Source organism: Oceanisphaera pacifica, assembly GCF_017498065.1.
Lineage (GTDB): Bacteria > Pseudomonadota > Gammaproteobacteria > Enterobacterales > Aeromonadaceae > Oceanimonas > Oceanimonas pacifica.
The window spans coordinates 35,145-50,914 of the sequence record NZ_JAGDFX010000008.1; the positions used below are offsets into that span (position 1 = coordinate 35,145).

The following is a 15,770-nucleotide window of genomic DNA, read 5'->3' on the forward strand; positions in this document are numbered from 1 at the left end:
GTCGCTAAGGCGGTGGCTTGATTACCACCAGCGTTTAAGCTTTAGCCACAAGGCTAAGCTCAAGCCTAACCCGGTAAGTATGGCGCAAAAAATCCAGAACGCGAGTGGGTTATCAGCGCCGGGCATGCCGGCTAAGTTAATACCAAATAAGCCGGTTAAAAAGCTAGCGGGTAAAAATAGCAGTGCCATTATTGACATCTGATAAGCGCGCTTGTTGGTTGCTTCTGCCATTATATTATTGATTTCGTCCGCTAATATGGCGGTGCGAGCGACACCTGCGTCTAAATCATCAAGCCAGCGGCGTAAACGGTCGGCAATATCAAGCAGGCGGCGGCGATCCTCTTCGTTTATCCATGTTACTTTTTCACTGGCCAGCCGGGCTACTAAATCTCGCTGGGGAGAAAGATAGCGGCGGATCATAATAAGTTGTTTGCGAATGCGCCCCAGTTGGCCGGTGGCGGGTAGGGTGTTTTCTAATACCGCCTCTTCAAGAGCCAGTATATTATCGTGCAGGGTCTCAACAAACTCACCAGCTCGCTCAGTAAGAGCATCACAGATATTAACTAACCAATCACTAGTATTGAGCGAGCCATCTTGAGTTGAAAACGGTTCAAACACGTCACTTTCTGAAAGTAATGGCCGACAGCGACTGCTTAATATCATGTGAGAGCTGATAAAAATACGCAGCGCCACCATTTCTTCGGGTCGGTCGTGGTCGTTATGATTAATGCCGCGTAAAATCAGTAATAACTTTTCTCCTTGGCGTATTAACTTGGGGCGGCTGCTTTGGCCAAGTAGTGCCTCGCGTGCAGTATCATTTAATAGCGATGTGTGTTGCAGCCATAACGCGGCTTCTGGCTCTGTATAGTCTATATGTAGCCAACAGGCTTGCTCTGTAGGAAGTGGCGCCCCCTTAATAAGAGGCTGCATACCGCCAGCGCCGTCTAACTGCAGGCTATAAATCGTGTTTGTTGGCACCTGTTCCATGACAAATCCTTTTATGACACCGATACGTTAGCTTACAGCAAAGAATGGCTAAGCGAAGCAGGCGACCTTGTGATACAGAAGGAGGTATCATAAGGCTATTATTTTCAAATGGCAGACTCATGTATGCGACGCGGCTCTTTTCATCCCGAGGCTAAAGACAGCTCTTTTAACTGGCAAACGTTAAAGACCTTAGGGCCCTACCTGCTGGAGTATCGTGGGCGTATTGCGCTGGCACTGCTGTGTTTGGTGGCGGCAAAAGTGGCCAGCGTAGGCTTACCCTTTATTCTTAAACATATTGTGGATGCCATGGATGTGAGCGTCAGTGATGGCAGCAGCAGTAAGTTATTGGTGCTGCCGTTAGGTTTATTACTGGCCTATGGCATGGTGCGCTTAAGTAATGTGTTATTGGGCGAAATTCGCGATGCGCTATTTGGCCGAGTAACCGAGCGGGCGATGCGTCGTATTGGGCTGGCTGTTTTTAATCATTTGCACCGTTTAGAGCTTAATTTTCACCTCAATCGGAACACCGGTGGCTTATCGCGAGATGTTGAACGGGGCGTGTCTGGGGTGAGCTTTTTGCTGCGTTTTATGGTGTTTAATATCGTGCCCACCTTATTTGAAATTACCATGGTAATTGGCGTTTTGCTGATTAATTATTCGGTGTGGTTTGCGCTAGTGACCTTTATCGCGGTAGTGGCTTATGTAGGCTGGTCTGTTATTGCCACAGATTGGCGAACAGGCTTTGTGCGGGCAGCAAACCTTGCAGACTCACAAAGTAATACCCGTGCGGTAGACAGCTTATTAAACTTTGAAACCGTTAAATACTTCACCAATGAGCAATATGAGGCTGAACGTTACGATAAAGATTTAGCCCAGTGGGAAAAGGCGAGGCGCAGTAATCGTTTAAGTTTGTTTGCTCTTAATGGTGGGCAGGCGCTGATTATTGCCATTGCCATGACCACTATGATGATTTTAGCGGGCAAAAATGTGGTGGCGGGCATCATGACCTTAGGGGATTTTGTGCTGATTAATGCCTTTATGATGCAGCTGTTTATGCCACTGAATTTTTTAGGGTTTGTGTACCGTGAAATGAAAGGTTCAATGGCCAATGTAGAGCGTATGTTTGCCTTATTGCGCCGTTCACCGGTGATTAATGATGATGCACAGGCGAAACAGCTGGTTATCAGCCAAGGAAAAATAGAGTTTAGTAATGTGAGCTTTGGTTATGGTGATGAGCGCCTAATTTTAGACCAAGTGAGCTTTAGCGTTCGGCCACAACAAAAAGTGGCAGTGGTGGGGGCCAGTGGTAGCGGAAAATCGACTTTAGTAAAATTGCTGTTTCGCTTTTACGATACCAATAGCGGCGACATCTTGATTGATGGTCAGAGTATTCGCGATCTTACGCAACATTCTTTGCGTCAAGCCATTGGCATAGTGCCGCAAGATACGGTGTTATTTAACGCCTCCATTTTTGAAAATATTCGCTATGGTCGTATTAATGCCAGCGATGAAGAAGTAGAAGAGGCAATTAAGCTGGCGCATTTGGCTGATTTTATTGAGCGTTTACCCCAGGGCGCCAATACCCAAGTAGGAGAGCGCGGCCTTAAGCTCAGTGGCGGCGAAAAACAACGAGTAGCCATTGCCCGCACCATTCTTAAGCGCCCACCGATATTAGTGTTTGATGAAGCCACCTCGTCACTGGATAGTCGCTCCGAACAAAGTATTTTGCAGGCCATTCGCGAGGTTTCTCAAGGACAAACCAGTTTAGTGATTGCCCACCGGCTATCCACCATTATAGATGCCGACCATATTTTGGTGATGGATAAAGGGCAGATAGTCGAGCAGGGCGATCATCCCTCTTTATTAGCCCAACAAGGGCGCTATGCACAGTTGTGGCAAATACAGCAACAGCAAACACCCTAAATACGAGTGTGGGTGAACAAGTCAGCACAAAGGAGTAAAACTGGTGAAAAAAAGAGGCTTATTTGGCTTATTACTGATATTAGTGGTGCTGGGAGCAGAGCAATATAATCCTACCTTGTTGTCGTTATTTTCTAATGACACTGCCACTACTACGCCCAGCACTGGGCTTACAGCCAAGCCGGCCACCAAGCACGCAGCAACCGGCACACAAGCTGTTTATCAAAAGCAGCATAATAAGCAGCAAATTGCGGATCGGGGACAAGTGGTAAAGCTGTTGGCGGATGATAATAAAGGCATCCGGCACCAACGCTTTATTTTACGTTTAGCCAGTGGGCAGACCTTGTTAGTGGCGCATAATATCGACTTGGCGCCTTACCTTCGGGATCTTAAGGTGGGGGACAGTGTCGAGTTTGTGGGGGAATATATGTGGAATGACAAAGGTGGCATTTTACACTGGACTCATCATGACCCTAAAGGCCGTCATCCTAGTGGCTGGTTAAAGCATAATGACCGACTCTACCAATAGCCCTACCAATCAACATCTTGGTGATGTTCAACGAGAGAACACAATGTTAGAACAAGAACACTATATTAGCGCCACCGAGCACTGGGTGAAGCGTGTGATCATGAAATATAATCTTTGCCCGTTTGCGCGCCAAGAAGTAGAGCGAGCCAGTATTCGTTATGCCGTGGTTGAAGAGCATCAGCCTAAAGCGGTGTTACAGGCTTTGCTTAACGAATGCAGCATGTTGGATGAACAAAACGAGATTGCCACCACACTGGTGATATTACCCCGTGGTTTTGAAGGTTTTTATGCTTATCTAGACTTAGTCGATCTCGCCGATGAGGCCTTGTTTAATCAAGGTTATGAGGGAAAATATCAGCTAGCCAGTTTTCATCCGGATTATTGCTTCGACGGCGAGCCCCAAGATGATGCCGCTAATTATACTAATCGTTCGCCTTACCCCACCTTGCATATTATTCGTGAAGACAGCATGGAGAAAGCCTTGGCCAGCTATGCTCACCCTGAATCTATACCTGAGCGTAATATAATCTTTGCCCGTCGTAAAGGCAGCGAATTTTTTGTTAAGCTGCTGGCTGAGTGTCATGAGCCACACACTAAATAATAAGGATCCAGCATGCGTATTTTATTAATGAGCATGTTCATGTTATTAACTGCTTGTACTGGGTTACCCGATGCCGTCACGCCGGTTAAAAACTTTGATAGCGAGCGGTATTTGGGTACTTGGTATGAAATAGCGCGCCTTGATCACTCATTTGAACAAGGTTTAGAGCAGGTAACTGCCGAGTATCAGCAAGGTGATAATGGCGAGATTCGGGTGATTAACCGCGGTGTTGATCAGCAAACTCAAGAACAAAAAAAAGCCGTCGGCAAGGCGTACTTTGTGAATGATGAACAAGAAGCACACTTAAAAGTCTCATTTTTTGGTCCTTTTTATTCTACTTATGCCGTATTTGAATTAGATGAAGATTATCGGCATGCCTTTGTGTCTGGTTATAATCACGATTATTTATGGTTGCTTGCCAGAGAGCCACAAGTTAGCCCAGCGTTAAAAGCACAGTTTATTGAACAAGCACAACAGCTTGGGTTTGTAACCGATCAGTTAATTTGGGTTAACCACCCAGACTAAGGTCGCACTTTGTTATTGTGAGTGGCTTTGCTACATTTTATGGTTTATCGTTAGGCTCTAATTGACGTAATTCTGATTTATGTGCTGTAAATAATAAAAATGAAGGAGTAAGTGATGCTGAAAAAAATCGCGCTAGTGGCTATGGGTGGTCTTTTTGCCACAACAGCAATGGCCCAGTCAGATCTATTTAAAGCGGATGACTTGGTAAAATATCGCCAGTCTATCTACCAAGTGATGAGCGCCCAAGCGACAGTGCTAGGTGCCATGGCTAAAGGTGACACTGAGTTTGATGCTGAAGCCGTACATGAGCGTGCATTAAACCTAGGCAACGTAAGCAAGTTACTGGGTGAAACCTATGTACCTGCAACCAAAGGCGTAAAAGACAGCAATCTGCTGGACTCTGCTTGGGACGACTTAGACGGCATGGGCGAAAAAGGCAAAGCCTTTGGTGGTGCCCTGCAAGAGCTAATTGCGGTATCCGGTGAAGAAGGTTTTGATAAAAAAGCCGCCGCTCCTGCTATTGTTAAAGTATTAAAAAGCTGTAAAGCCTGTCACGATGATTACCGTGCAGACTAAAGCCTGAGTAACGCATGCTTAAGCAATGTAAAAGGGGAGCCAATAGCTCCCCTTTTATTTAATCCCTGCTTGCTAGGGGGAGTTTATTCCGCCGATGTTACTCACAGCTTATGCTGTGCTTTATACTTAAAATTGGCATTATCACAATAAAAGTGGAGGTTACTTCGCGATGCAGAAATTTTCTATTCCTATGCGGTTGTTACATTGGCTAAGTGCCTTATTAGTAGTGGGATTATTTGCATTAGGCTTGTGGATGCGTAATTTAAGCTATTATGACTCTTTATATCAAGTGCTGCCGTTTTGGCATAAAAGCATCGGTTTTTTATTATTATTCTTAATACTGTTACGCTTACTCACTCGAATATTAACCCCACAGCCGACACCACTGGCATCTCATAAAAAATGGGAGCAAGTATTAGCACGCGGAACTCATTGGCTGTTATACGGACTAATGTTTGGTCTGTTTATTAGTGGCTACTTAGTGGTCACCGCCGACAATCGGCCGGGTACTTTTTTTGGCTGGTTTGATATTCCGGTATTGTTTAGCGCTATTGAGCAACAAGAAGACCTAGCAGGGCTAGTGCATGAATATTGTGCTTGGTCGCTGATTGGCCTATCGGCATTGCATGCATTAGCTGCCATAAAACACCATTTTTTGGATAAAGATAACACGCTAAAGCGAATGTTTTAACGCATTCAACATAGCCTATAAGGAGAGTCATAATGAAAAAAACGATGATCGCAGCTTCACTACTTTTATTAACTCCTACTGCTTTTGCCAGCGCAGATACCTACACCATAGACACAGAAGGTATGCATGCGTCAGTTAACTTTAAGGTTAATCACTTAGGTTATAGTTGGCTAACCGGTCGTTTTAACGACTTTAAAGGGCACTTTGTGTTTGATGAAGACAACACCGCGAATAACAGCGTTGAGGTGACCATTAACACCAATAGCGTAGACACCAACCATGCAGAGCGTGACCGTCATATACGCAGTGATGACTTTTTGAATGTAAAAAAATACTCACAAGCCAGCTTTAAAAGTACCAGTGTGACCCCAGACGGTGATGACGAGGGCGAGTATATCGTTAAGGGTGACTTAACCTTACATGGCGTAACTAAGCCTGTAGAGTTTGAAATTGAACAAGTGGGTGCGGGTAAAGATCCTTGGGGTGGATATCGTCGCGGTTTTGAAGGTGAGCTAGAACTAAAAGCGGCCGACTTTGGCATAAACTACGACCTAGGCCCAGCCGCCGCCACTGTATACCTTGAGTTAAATTTAGAAGGTATAAAACAATAGCTCAGCGCCAAGCAGCTAGATAAAGAAAACACCGAGCCTGATGCTCGGTGTTTTTGTCTTTAACTGACAGCTGATCGCCTGTCACTTCATCACATCCTTTTGTTGAAGTTTGAGTAGAAGTCAGGCAGAGCGCTCGACTCGCCGCTGGGCTAGCCACCTTTGCTGGGTAACGGCTGCAAATATTCACAGGATATTTGGTCCATTACCCAGCAAAGGTACACGGCAGCAAGCTGCCCCATACGGGCTCCGCCGCGCCCTCCCTGGCGCGGAGGGTCGACGGAGCAGACACCCTCAGCCTTCCCATTAGCACCTGAGCTGCCTGAAGGTGTAGGCAAACGCTTGCTCTCGCATTGGGCCGCAGGCGCAAATTAGCTTCTTTCGGGAAATGGCTTGATTTCAACCATTCGCTCAAGGGTATCGGTAATCGATACCAATAGACGACACCGAGGTGTGTGGCCGGATAAAGGGATCTACTCCACCGACCATCACATAACAGGGATGTTATGTGTTTGAGCGCCACATGGACGTGCTTGCAGCGTGTCGGTGGAGTAGACCCTTTGTTCGGCAGTTATGCAGCCCAAACCGACTACATCATGCACCTCATTTTTATTTATAATGCAAGAAGAAGATGTGACTAAGTGACAGGCTGATCGCTTCCAGCTATTAGTTAGATGTAATAAAACAACACCCAAACCGGCAGTGCCGCAAGTGCTACGGCAATCACAAAACGTACCCAAGGAAAGCTTGCATGAGGCAACTTATCTACCACTTGCTCACCGGGTGCCTGCTTATGGCCGGTGATCATGGCCTTAACTAACCCCTCGCCTCTTAGCTTATACGCCACAATAGCCAGCACATGCAAAGCCACCAGCAGCAAAATGCCATAATAAAACCACTTCTTATGTATAAATGTCATCAAAGACGTAGTGTCACTTGAGGCGTACATATACAAAGGGCCATTATAAAAAATATCATCTGTGCTGTATAAACCGCTAGTGAGTTGAAACAACAAGGTCGCCAGCAACGCCAGCACCATAATGCCGCCTACTGGGTTGTGACTTAGATAAATCGGCTTATTGGACTTAGCGCTGGCCACTAAGTAGCCGAAAATGTGTTTAGGGTGATACACAAAGTGGCTAAAGCGCGCATAAGGGGTACCAATAAAGCCCCAAATAATGCGATAAGTCAGCAAGGCAAGCAGCGCTTGGGCAAACAGCATGTGCTGATCCATATCGTCACCCGCTGAGCGCCACAACAAAAAGAGTAATACGGGTAAACTCCAATGAAAAATCCGAATAGACCAGTCCCAAACTTTAACTGGGGGGGAGAGTGAACTGCTCATAAAGGTGCGCTCCTGTGGCATGAGTAAGGAGGTATATTAACCTAAGTTAATACTTTATTTAAGACGATGCTTATTTGCATTGCCTGCCGTGTGACGCATGTCGTTGCCATTTATATACCTGCCGCCCAAATAAAACACCCCAGCAAAGGCTGGGATGTTGATATATCAAAAGCAGAGAGTGCTATTGAGCTGTTGGCTGCTTAATTTTCGCTAGTGCTTGCTCTAACCCTTGGCGAAATTGGCTGCGGGTAAGGGCATCAATTTCTGGCCATTTTTGTTGTGGAGCAAAGTTAACTTTGGTTTGGGTAGTCACATCTTGCCCTTGTAATGCAACCCAACGAGGGTCGTAGTTACGTGTTTGCTCGCTGTCCCACTCTAATACTTGGCTAACAATGGCTTTCAAGCGGTCGGGGTTGCTCATCGAATAAGGTGCAATGTTAACGCCAAAGCGTTTATTTAGCTGGCTCACCGCGGCGTGGGTGGTGTTATCACCGGATTTGTTAGCATCACTACGGGCGCGTAATTGGGCAGCATAAAACCAGAATGTGGCCTGATCTTGATAGTCATTATCGAACATAATGGCAGATATCAAATACAGCACAGGTGGCGCATATTCGTTAGGCTGTTGCAATATGTCATTGATCATCTCGCCGTTGCCGTTAGTAATCTCATCCATGGCTTGTTGAGATTTAGTGACATCAATTTGGGCAAACTCCCCTTTAGGGGTCATATCTGGCGTTGCTGTATCTTGTGTTGTTTCAACCTTGGTGTTGGCAGTCGCTTTATTCGCTTGTTCAGAAGTGGGGGCCGTAGAGCAGGCGGCTAATAGGCCACAGAGTAAAAAAGGATAGAGTTTCATAGGGTAACCTCATTAAGAATAATATATCTAGCAAAGCGAGAAATTGGCGTTAGGTCAAGGTCTGAGAGACAATTTTAAGCTTGTATCAAAAATAATGATGCCGATAAGGCAGTTATTGACCTATTACTTTCATTAAAGCCACTAAAAATAACCGTTATAACAATAAAAGTAACATAGATAAGCGTGTATTTGATAATGCTATAATAGCAACTGGCCGTTGCTAGATGCCAAGCCACAGTGTAAAACACACTCAAGATAATAGTCATGCCTTGTCTAATATCAGTGCTCAGTAAATATTCGCCGCCTCCTTTATCAACAATAATCCCTTAATAAAAAGATCAGTGCCATTATGACATTGCCACTCACCATAAGAGTTGCCACCTTTAATATTGCTCTAGACAGACCACAAGCTGGGCAACTCGCAGCCGAATTAGCGGCCGGTCATCGTCAACCTCAGCACATTGCCCGCATTTTGCAGCATGTTAGGCCAGATATCGTGCTACTTAACGAGTTTGACCATACAGGGGACGCGCTAGATGACAATCACTTGCAGCTATTTTGCCGAGATTATCTCGCCAAGGGTGAACAAGGTATTGATTACCCCTATCGGTATTTAGTGCCGACCAATACTGGCATTTTGGCGCCATTGTCGTTAAGTGGTAAAGAAAGCCCTCATTTACCCGGCGATGGCTTAGGCTTTGGTGCTTTTCATGGGCAATACGCCTTTGCCATACTGTCGCGTTGTCCTTTACTGCTTGAGCAAGCGCGTAGTTTTCGTCACTTTTTATGGCGAGATATGCCTAATGCACGCCTCCCCCAAACTGCGCAGGGCAATTATTATTGTAACGAAGTACTCAACATACTGCCGCTATCTTCTAAAAATCACCTCGACTTACCTGTTTTGCTACCCAACGGACGGGTATTGCATTTATTAGCCTGTCACCCAGCGCCCCCTATCGATGAAGGGCCAGAGCGACGTAATAGCTGTCGTAATTATGATGAACTGCGACTTTGGCACGACTATGTGCGACCCAAACACGGCCATTACTTAATTGATGATAATGGCGTTCAAGGTGGCTTAAAGCCCCAAGCAGATTTTATTATTTTGGGCGATTTAAATGCCGACCCACAAGATGGCGATGGTTTTCGTGAGGGCATTCAGGGACTATTAGCCGATCCTGTACTAAACCGGCAAGTATCAATGGGCAGGTTACGGCCCGTCTCTCGGGGTGGCTTTGGCCTTAAACCCAGAAGTACTCGATTAGGTTCGCCCAAATACTGGACGCACATGCAAGGCTTACGGCTCGACTATGTGCTGCCCAGCGCAAACTTAACGGCAGTGGCCAGTGGGGTATATTGGCCCGCTCGTAATAAGGCGAACGCAGAGCTGTTTTGGAATAAGCGCGGCTGGCCCGATCGAAAAGCCAGCTCCGATCATCGGTTAGTGTGGGTTGATTTGGCCTTTTAAACGCAAGCGCTAAGCGTGAGTATGCTCACGTTTTTAGTGGGCTAAACATCAATAACGCGAGCAATGTCAAACATTAGTTATTAAAGGCTGGGTTTTTAAGCGATTTAACTATTTAATAATACTCGAGACCCTGTATTGCTTTCGAAGTTCAGTTATCCGAGTTGGTGACCCGGATAAAACAGCTGGTATTCTTCATAGCGGGCAAGCCTTTTGGCTTGCCCTTTTTTTTGCCTGCTTTTTAATGGCTAAAGACTTTTTGCTACGGGATACACACAATTAAGGCCCTGCAACTAATTGGCCACCCATAGAAATTGGTTGTTTTTAGCCCAACTAATTGGCCACCCATAGAAATTGGTTGTTTTTTAGCCTAAAGCCTATACTTAACATGTTCAGGGTTGAACTTTTTAGGAGGTTAGGATGGCTAAACCACGGGTTGCCCAAGTGAGTTTACAAGATACGCCCTTTTACCATTGTGTGAGTCGCACGGTGAGAAGGGCATTTTTGTGTGGTGTGGATGAGGTTTCTGGTCGCACGTTTGAACACCGTCGAAAATGGTTAGAGAAGCGATTGCTGTTTTTGACGCAGGCGTTTGCCATAGATATTACAGCTTATGCAGTTATGTCTAATCATGTGCATGTGGTGCTGCGTATTGATGCAGAAACAGCAATGAATTGGCGAGATATCGATGTGGTAAATCAATGGCATAAGCTGTTTAAAGGCACACCGCTCACCCAACGATTTGCGAACGGCGAGGTCGTTAAGGCTTATGAAATCGACACGCTTAACGAGAGAGTTGCCGAGTATCGACGTCGACTGATAGACATCAGCTGGTTTATGCGCGCTTTAAGCGAGCCAATTGCTCGCCAAGCCAATAAAGAAGACAACTGCACGGGACGCTTCTGGGAAGGGCGCTTTAAATCTCAAGCCTTACTCGACGAAGCCGCAGTGCTGGCCTGTATGACTTATGTCGATTTAAACCCTATTCGCGCCAACATGGCCACCACCCCAGAAACGTCTAAGCACACCAGCATTAAGCGACGTATCGATGCTGCAAAGCAGGGAGCACAACCGAAGCGTTTACTGCCCTTTGTGGGTAATGACCGTAAAGAGTTGCCCAAAGGCTTACTGTTTGAGGCAAAAGACTACATCACCCTCGTAGACGATATGGGCAGAATACTACGTGATGATAAACGAGGTGCCATTGCAGACAGTACCGCCAACATACTGAACAGGTTGAATATTCCGCTAGAAAACTGGTTAAAGATAACCGAAGAGTTTAAATATCTGTTTACCGGACCGGTTGGGTCGCTTGAAGACTTAACGCGTTACTGCAAACACTTAGGTATGCAGCGGCGCGCGCACCTTAAAAGTTGCCAACACTGGTCAAACTGAGTACTTAGCGTCAATCAACAGAGATAAATGCATACACTCCAACAGGAGTGCACTAGTGCTGCCTGAATACCGCCTAAACGAAGCAAATTACTAGCAAATCACATCAAGTAGTAACAATCAGCTCCATTTTGGTTTTCCATCCCATTCAATTTTACCAATCACGGCCAAAAATCTAGGTTGCTGGCCCAACATGAGTCTCAATGAAACAATTTAACATAGGGTGGCATTTTAGGTTTTTTTTAGGTTTTTTAGGTTGCAATGTTGCTCACTACTTAACGTGGCGTTAAGGTTAAAACACAAAAAAGCCAATGTTTAACATCGGCCTTTTTAATGGGCGCTTGCTGTGAGCTTGGCCTGTTATTGCTGGCGTTGGCGCAAGAAAGCGGGAATATCTAGGCCTTCTGGTGTGGGCTCACTGGGGTGCTCTGCCGTTTGTGGTTGAGGCTGGGTGGGGGCTATGGTTTCTTGCTGTGGCTGAATGCCTGTGGCAATCATAGTCACCTGAATGCTGTCGGTTAAATCGGGGTTTAAACTAATACCCGATACCACGGTTGCATATTCGCCTACACACTCGGCTACGTGATCCCCAATTTTTTGGAAGTCGTCTAAGCCAATATCCATAGACGCTACCACGTTTAATAACACGCCGCGTGCGCGTTCTAACTCTACGCGCTCTAACAGTGGGTTATTAAGTGCTTGTAAGGTTGCATCTTCTACCTTGTTGTCACCTGTGGCCAAGCCTATGCCCATTACCGCCTTACCTTGTTGGCTCATAATGGTGCGAACATCGGCAAAGTCGATGTTAATAAGGCCAGTTTGGCCAATAATGTCGGCCAAGCCTTTAACTGCATTTTGTATGACTTTACTGCTTTCGGTAAATGCTTGTAGCAATGGGGTTTTAGCGCCCAGCACTTTAAGCAGGTAGTCGTTGGGTAAGACTAATAAGGCATCAGTGTGATCCGCTAATACCTTAAGGCCATCGTCGGCGGATTTAGCACGCAATTTACCTTCAAAGGCAAAGGGTCGGGTGACGATAGCTACTGTCATTATGCCTAATTCGCGGGCTACTTTGGCAACGATGGGGGCCGCGCCTGTACCTGTACCACCGCCCATACCGGCAGTAATAAAGCATAAATCCGCACCTTTTAATTGGGCGCGGATTTCGTCAATGCTTTCTTCAGCGGCTTGGTGACCAATCTCAGACTGCGCGCCGGCACCTAGGCCACGGGTTAATACTTTACCAAGTTGTAAGATATCGACACGGCTTTGTTGCAGCGCCTTGGCGTCGGTATTCATAGCAACGATATTAACATGCTCGGGTAGGCTGCTATCGGCTAATAAGTTGACGGTATTGCCGCCACAACCGCCTACGCCAATAACGCTGATATTAATAGCGTCACAATCTGCTTCAGCCGGTTCAAAAAGGAGGTGGTCGTTCATCCGGTACTCCGTGGAAAAACAAAAGGGCTGATTGAGTCAGCCCTGAAAGTTAAGGTTCAATGATAAATAGTTTAGCTGTTTTTTAACGACTCTGGGGCGAGAATTTCAACTTTTCCTGCCATATCGGTTAGCCAGCGACGAAACTCGGGCGTGTCTTTCACTTCGGTTTCTACCATCATGCTTTGCTTGTCGTAACGGGTCAACCTAGGGTTATGCCCAGGGATGGCCGTTTCAATAATGGCGCGATTAGGGTTAGTAATGCGGCCTACAAAGTGAATGGTATCTGACTCTTCGTGGTATCCCTTTTCGCGTAATAATTTATTAACGCTAAATTCATGAGGTTGTTTCACCGGTAGGCTGGTTAGCTCTACCTCTTTAATGTTATCAAAGGCAATACCGTAAATTTTAGGATCCATATCCGATACGGTGCATAACAGCATGGTGCCATCTTTACGGGCCACAATGCCTAATGGGTTAACCTGTTCGTAACGTAACCATACGGTACGACCTTTGATCACGCGTTTAATTTCAGCACTAAATTTACGGCCGCGCCATAGTGCATCACGAATCGTGGTGGCACGGCGTATGTCTGGGCTGCCAGCAAATGGTTTTGGTAAACGCACTACGTTTTCTGTCCAGCGGCTAGCTAATTCGCTTTGGCTATCACTAATTACCTGGTTTGCTTTATCAATAATTGGATTTAGCTCTGTTAATACACTAGCAGGCAATAGATCGGCGGCCTGATCATTCCAGGTTTTTAGTGCCATGGCTAAGCCCAGTGGCATAAAGTTAGCAAAATCGTTTAAACCATTGCGTTCAAAACACCAGCCATGGGGCTTGCTGCGATCATCAGAGGTGAGATCAAACAGGCCCATGCCAGACATTTCTTCTAAGTCTCGCTGTACGGTGCGCAAACTTACTTGAATACCTTCTTCTTCTAGTTTTACTTGCAGCTGGCGTGCGGTCAGCTTGTATGGACGATAAGGAACACAGCGCGCCAGGGTCAATTGTCTTAATAGCTTCTTACTCATGGTGATGCCCTCTTGCTTGGTATGATTGTATCCTAGATGAGGGGTGTGACAACTTTTGTCGCATCTTTTGCGGAGGATACTGTCGCTATTTTTCTACAGTTAGCATTAATGGGTCTATTTCTGACGCGGCACAAGGGTTGAGATATAGGGGGTTATACATTTAACTGTTTGAATTTACAGGTTTAACTTTTAATTATGAGCGCTATTTGGCTGCTGCGCTTATTTTGGTCATTGGCGAGATATGCTGCTGAAACGGAAAAATAAAATGTCGTGATGTCTGTTTTAATAAGCAATTAAGGCAATGGCAGAGCTTGACATTACGGATTTGGGATTCGAAGAGGGCTAGATAATGCGGTGTGGGTATAAAGCAGGGTAAAGGAGCGACAGCCCTTTACCCTAAGCGAGTAGGTTAGAGCGCCAACCAAGATAAAGGTGACTTGCTTATGGCTACACCATAGATATACGCAAAAATAGCAATGGAGACGAGGGTGGCGACCAGTCGTTGGTGGCGCGTCTTACCCCGCTTAATGGCAATGGTACCCACGACAATATAGAGCACCAAGCCGATGACTTTAGCCGTCAGCCAAGGGCTGTTACCAAAGGGTATTTGACTGGTGAGCACGGCCAACCAAATACCCAGGGCAAGTAGTAAGGTGTCAATAACATGAGGGGCAATTTTTAGTAGCTTGTTGTGAACGCGCGCCGGCGAGGGAATAGCTAACCAAGCACGTAATATAAATAGGGTAATACTGATGATAGCAAACATCATGTGAGCATGTTTAATGGCCATGTAAGGCATGATAACTCCACAAAATACAATTAAGAGAACGCCATGATAACAGGAAGCCGTTTTATGGTAGTGTTGAATCTAGGATAAGGCTCAGATTTTATGTAATTTTTGCCTGTATTTTTCAGATGTTGAAATCACTTACGAGGAAACAGCTATATGATACTGAAACACTCTCTTTATGGTTTGATGGCAACGTTACTAGCCGCCCCTGCGTTAGCCGCGCCTATTACTGTGTATAAATCGCTTAGCTGCACCTGTTGTGAAGACTGGGTGAGTCATATGCAAGCGTCGGGCTTTGAGGTAGATGTTATTAATGGGGACAACTTAACGCCCATCAAAAAGCTGGCTGGAGTGAACGCCGAGTTGGCGTCTTGCCATACTGGTATTATTGATGGCTACGTGATTGAAGGCCACGTGCCAGCGAGTGATGTGCGCCAATTATTAAAGCAACAGCCCGAAGTGCGTGGGTTAACCATTCCGGGTATGCCACAAAGTGCACCGGGGATGGATATTCCGGGTTCTCCTTATGAAGTACTTAGTTTTGATACTCAAGGCAATACGGCGGTATTTAACCGTTACCCTGGCTGATTAAGGCTGAGCCTCAAACTCAATAAACCGAGTCCCCTGAAATATCAAGATCCCGGTTTGCTCGGGCGTGAGTTGTTCATATAAGAAAGCATCAACTTGAAACTCACGCTCGTCGTGACTATTAAGCGGGCGAAAGGTTACATAATAGTTCACTCTAGGAGGCGGCATTTCGGTTTGTTGCTTATATGTTTGCCCCATAAATTCGCGCGTCTTTTTATCAACCACCAGCACTGATAGGCGAGTTGGGTCTTGTGCATTATTATGTAAATGAATGTAAAGGCGACGGCCGATCACAATAACGGCAATGATAATAATGGCCCCAAATACCAGTTTGCCCATTGAGCTTCCTTATTGGTGATGTGGTGTGTTGCACTATAAAGCATAACTAGGCGGCGTGAAGGTGACATTTTGAGTGAGTTA

General features: G+C 45.9%; 17 protein-coding genes. 10 read left to right on the forward strand and 7 right to left on the reverse strand.

The features are described 5' to 3' along the window. Positions 1-21: 21 nt before the first annotated feature. Positions 22-987, reverse strand: coding sequence for a zinc transporter ZntB (zntB, locus tag J3U76_RS08090; RefSeq protein WP_208005464.1), 966 nt, complete (start codon positions 985-987; stop codon positions 22-24). 108 nt (positions 988-1,095) lie between these two features. Here zntB and J3U76_RS08095 point away from each other — a divergent pair, with 108 nt between their 5' ends. From J3U76_RS08095 to J3U76_RS08125, 7 genes are all read left to right on the forward strand, one after another. Next, positions 1,096-2,910: an ABCB family ABC transporter ATP-binding protein/permease gene (locus J3U76_RS08095; protein ID WP_243454147.1), complete on the forward strand. Its 1,815-nt coding sequence runs from the start codon at positions 1,096-1,098 to the stop codon at positions 2,908-2,910. 43 nt (positions 2,911-2,953) lie between these two features. Further along, positions 2,954-3,436 (forward strand): DUF3465 domain-containing protein, encoded by a 483-nt coding sequence (locus tag J3U76_RS08100; RefSeq protein WP_208005465.1) that lies wholly within the window; start codon positions 2,954-2,956, stop codon positions 3,434-3,436. 43 nt (positions 3,437-3,479) lie between these two features. Beyond that, positions 3,480-4,037: a DUF1415 domain-containing protein gene (locus tag J3U76_RS08105; RefSeq protein WP_208005466.1), complete on the forward strand. Its 558-nt coding sequence runs from the start codon at positions 3,480-3,482 to the stop codon at positions 4,035-4,037. Between the two features lie 12 nt (positions 4,038-4,049). Continuing rightward, on the forward strand, positions 4,050-4,562 hold the full coding sequence (locus J3U76_RS08110) for a lipocalin family protein (RefSeq protein ID WP_208005467.1): 513 nt from the start codon (positions 4,050-4,052) through the stop codon (positions 4,560-4,562). Positions 4,563-4,676: 114 nt separating this feature from the next. Further along, complete coding sequence (locus J3U76_RS08115) at positions 4,677-5,138, forward strand: c-type cytochrome (RefSeq protein WP_208005468.1); 462 nt, start codon at positions 4,677-4,679, stop codon at positions 5,136-5,138. 169 nt (positions 5,139-5,307) lie between these two features. Beyond that, positions 5,308-5,829 carry a cytochrome b gene (locus tag J3U76_RS08120; RefSeq protein ID WP_243454148.1) on the forward strand — a complete coding sequence of 174 codons (522 nt, stop codon included), beginning with the start codon at positions 5,308-5,310 and terminating at the stop codon, positions 5,827-5,829. Between the two features lie 32 nt (positions 5,830-5,861). Continuing rightward, the gene (locus J3U76_RS08125) at positions 5,862-6,440 is read left to right on the forward strand and encodes a YceI family protein (RefSeq protein ID WP_208005469.1); all 579 of its coding nucleotides are present in this window, start codon (positions 5,862-5,864) and stop codon (positions 6,438-6,440) included. Between the two features lie 667 nt (positions 6,441-7,107). Here J3U76_RS08125 and J3U76_RS08130 read toward each other — a convergent pair. Continuing rightward, complete coding sequence (locus tag J3U76_RS08130) at positions 7,108-7,782, reverse strand: cytochrome b/b6 domain-containing protein (RefSeq protein ID WP_208005470.1); 675 nt, start codon at positions 7,780-7,782, stop codon at positions 7,108-7,110. Between the two features lie 181 nt (positions 7,783-7,963). Continuing rightward, the gene (locus tag J3U76_RS08135; protein WP_208005471.1) at positions 7,964-8,641 is read right to left on the reverse strand and encodes a hypothetical protein; all 678 of its coding nucleotides are present in this window, start codon (positions 8,639-8,641) and stop codon (positions 7,964-7,966) included. Between the two features lie 349 nt (positions 8,642-8,990). On the opposite strand from J3U76_RS08135, the gene J3U76_RS08140 reads away from it, so the two are divergent. Then, positions 8,991-10,109, forward strand: a complete 1,119-nt coding sequence (locus tag J3U76_RS08140) for an endonuclease/exonuclease/phosphatase family protein (RefSeq protein ID WP_208005472.1) — start codon at positions 8,991-8,993, stop codon at positions 10,107-10,109. Positions 10,110-10,526: 417 nt separating this feature from the next. Continuing rightward, positions 10,527-11,501: a transposase gene (locus tag J3U76_RS08145; protein WP_208005473.1), complete on the forward strand. Its 975-nt coding sequence runs from the start codon at positions 10,527-10,529 to the stop codon at positions 11,499-11,501. Positions 11,502-11,858: 357 nt separating this feature from the next. Here J3U76_RS08145 and ftsZ read toward each other — a convergent pair whose 3' ends face one another. The 3 genes from ftsZ to J3U76_RS08160 form a co-directional block, all read right to left on the reverse strand. Next, entirely contained in the window at positions 11,859-12,941 is a 1,083-nt protein-coding gene (gene ftsZ / locus J3U76_RS08150) for a cell division protein FtsZ (RefSeq protein WP_208005474.1), read from the reverse strand. A 71-nt stretch (positions 12,942-13,012) separates the two neighbouring features. Then, a complete protein-coding gene (locus J3U76_RS08155; protein WP_208005475.1) occupies positions 13,013-13,972 on the reverse strand; it encodes a helix-turn-helix transcriptional regulator in 960 nt (319 codons plus the stop codon). A 409-nt stretch (positions 13,973-14,381) separates the two neighbouring features. Next, the gene (locus J3U76_RS08160) at positions 14,382-14,771 is read right to left on the reverse strand and encodes a SirB2 family protein (RefSeq protein WP_208005476.1); all 390 of its coding nucleotides are present in this window, start codon (positions 14,769-14,771) and stop codon (positions 14,382-14,384) included. Positions 14,772-14,921: 150 nt separating this feature from the next. Between J3U76_RS08160 and J3U76_RS08165 the strand changes: the two genes are divergently transcribed. After that, positions 14,922-15,350, forward strand: a complete 429-nt coding sequence (locus J3U76_RS08165) for a DUF411 domain-containing protein (protein ID WP_424022306.1) — start codon at positions 14,922-14,924, stop codon at positions 15,348-15,350. Here the strand turns inward: J3U76_RS08165 and J3U76_RS08170 are convergent, their stop codons facing one another. After that, positions 15,351-15,689 (reverse strand): DUF2500 domain-containing protein, encoded by a 339-nt coding sequence (locus tag J3U76_RS08170; protein ID WP_208005478.1) that lies wholly within the window; start codon positions 15,687-15,689, stop codon positions 15,351-15,353. Positions 15,690-15,770 lie beyond the last annotated feature (81 nt).

Excerpts from the sequence above, each read along its gene's own strand:
- J3U76_RS08095 (WP_243454147.1), top strand. The coding sequence starts at position 1,096 with ATGGCAGACTCATGTATGCGACGCGGCTCTTTTCATCCCGAGGCTAAA.
- J3U76_RS08155 (WP_208005475.1), bottom strand. The coding sequence starts at position 13,972 with ATGAGTAAGAAGCTATTAAGACAATTGACCCTGGCGCGCTGTGTTCCT.
- J3U76_RS08170 (WP_208005478.1), bottom strand. The coding sequence starts at position 15,689 with ATGGGCAAACTGGTATTTGGGGCCATTATTATCATTGCCGTTATTGTG.
- J3U76_RS08110 (WP_208005467.1), top strand. The coding sequence starts at position 4,050 with ATGCGTATTTTATTAATGAGCATGTTCATGTTATTAACTGCTTGTACT.
- J3U76_RS08105 (WP_208005466.1), top strand. The coding sequence starts at position 3,480 with ATGTTAGAACAAGAACACTATATTAGCGCCACCGAGCACTGGGTGAAG.
- J3U76_RS08125 (WP_208005469.1), top strand. The coding sequence starts at position 5,862 with ATGAAAAAAACGATGATCGCAGCTTCACTACTTTTATTAACTCCTACT.
- J3U76_RS08160 (WP_208005476.1), bottom strand. The coding sequence starts at position 14,771 with ATGCCTTACATGGCCATTAAACATGCTCACATGATGTTTGCTATCATC.
- J3U76_RS08130 (WP_208005470.1), bottom strand. The coding sequence starts at position 7,782 with ATGAGCAGTTCACTCTCCCCCCCAGTTAAAGTTTGGGACTGGTCTATT.
- J3U76_RS08115 (WP_208005468.1), top strand. The coding sequence starts at position 4,677 with ATGCTGAAAAAAATCGCGCTAGTGGCTATGGGTGGTCTTTTTGCCACA.
- J3U76_RS08145 (WP_208005473.1), top strand. The coding sequence starts at position 10,527 with ATGGCTAAACCACGGGTTGCCCAAGTGAGTTTACAAGATACGCCCTTT.
- J3U76_RS08135 (WP_208005471.1), bottom strand. The coding sequence starts at position 8,641 with ATGAAACTCTATCCTTTTTTACTCTGTGGCCTATTAGCCGCCTGCTCT.
- zntB (WP_208005464.1), bottom strand. The coding sequence starts at position 987 with ATGGAACAGGTGCCAACAAACACGATTTATAGCCTGCAGTTAGACGGC.
- J3U76_RS08120 (WP_243454148.1), top strand. The coding sequence starts at position 5,308 with ATGCAGAAATTTTCTATTCCTATGCGGTTGTTACATTGGCTAAGTGCC.
- ftsZ (WP_208005474.1), bottom strand. The coding sequence starts at position 12,941 with ATGAACGACCACCTCCTTTTTGAACCGGCTGAAGCAGATTGTGACGCT.
- J3U76_RS08140 (WP_208005472.1), top strand. The coding sequence starts at position 8,991 with ATGACATTGCCACTCACCATAAGAGTTGCCACCTTTAATATTGCTCTA.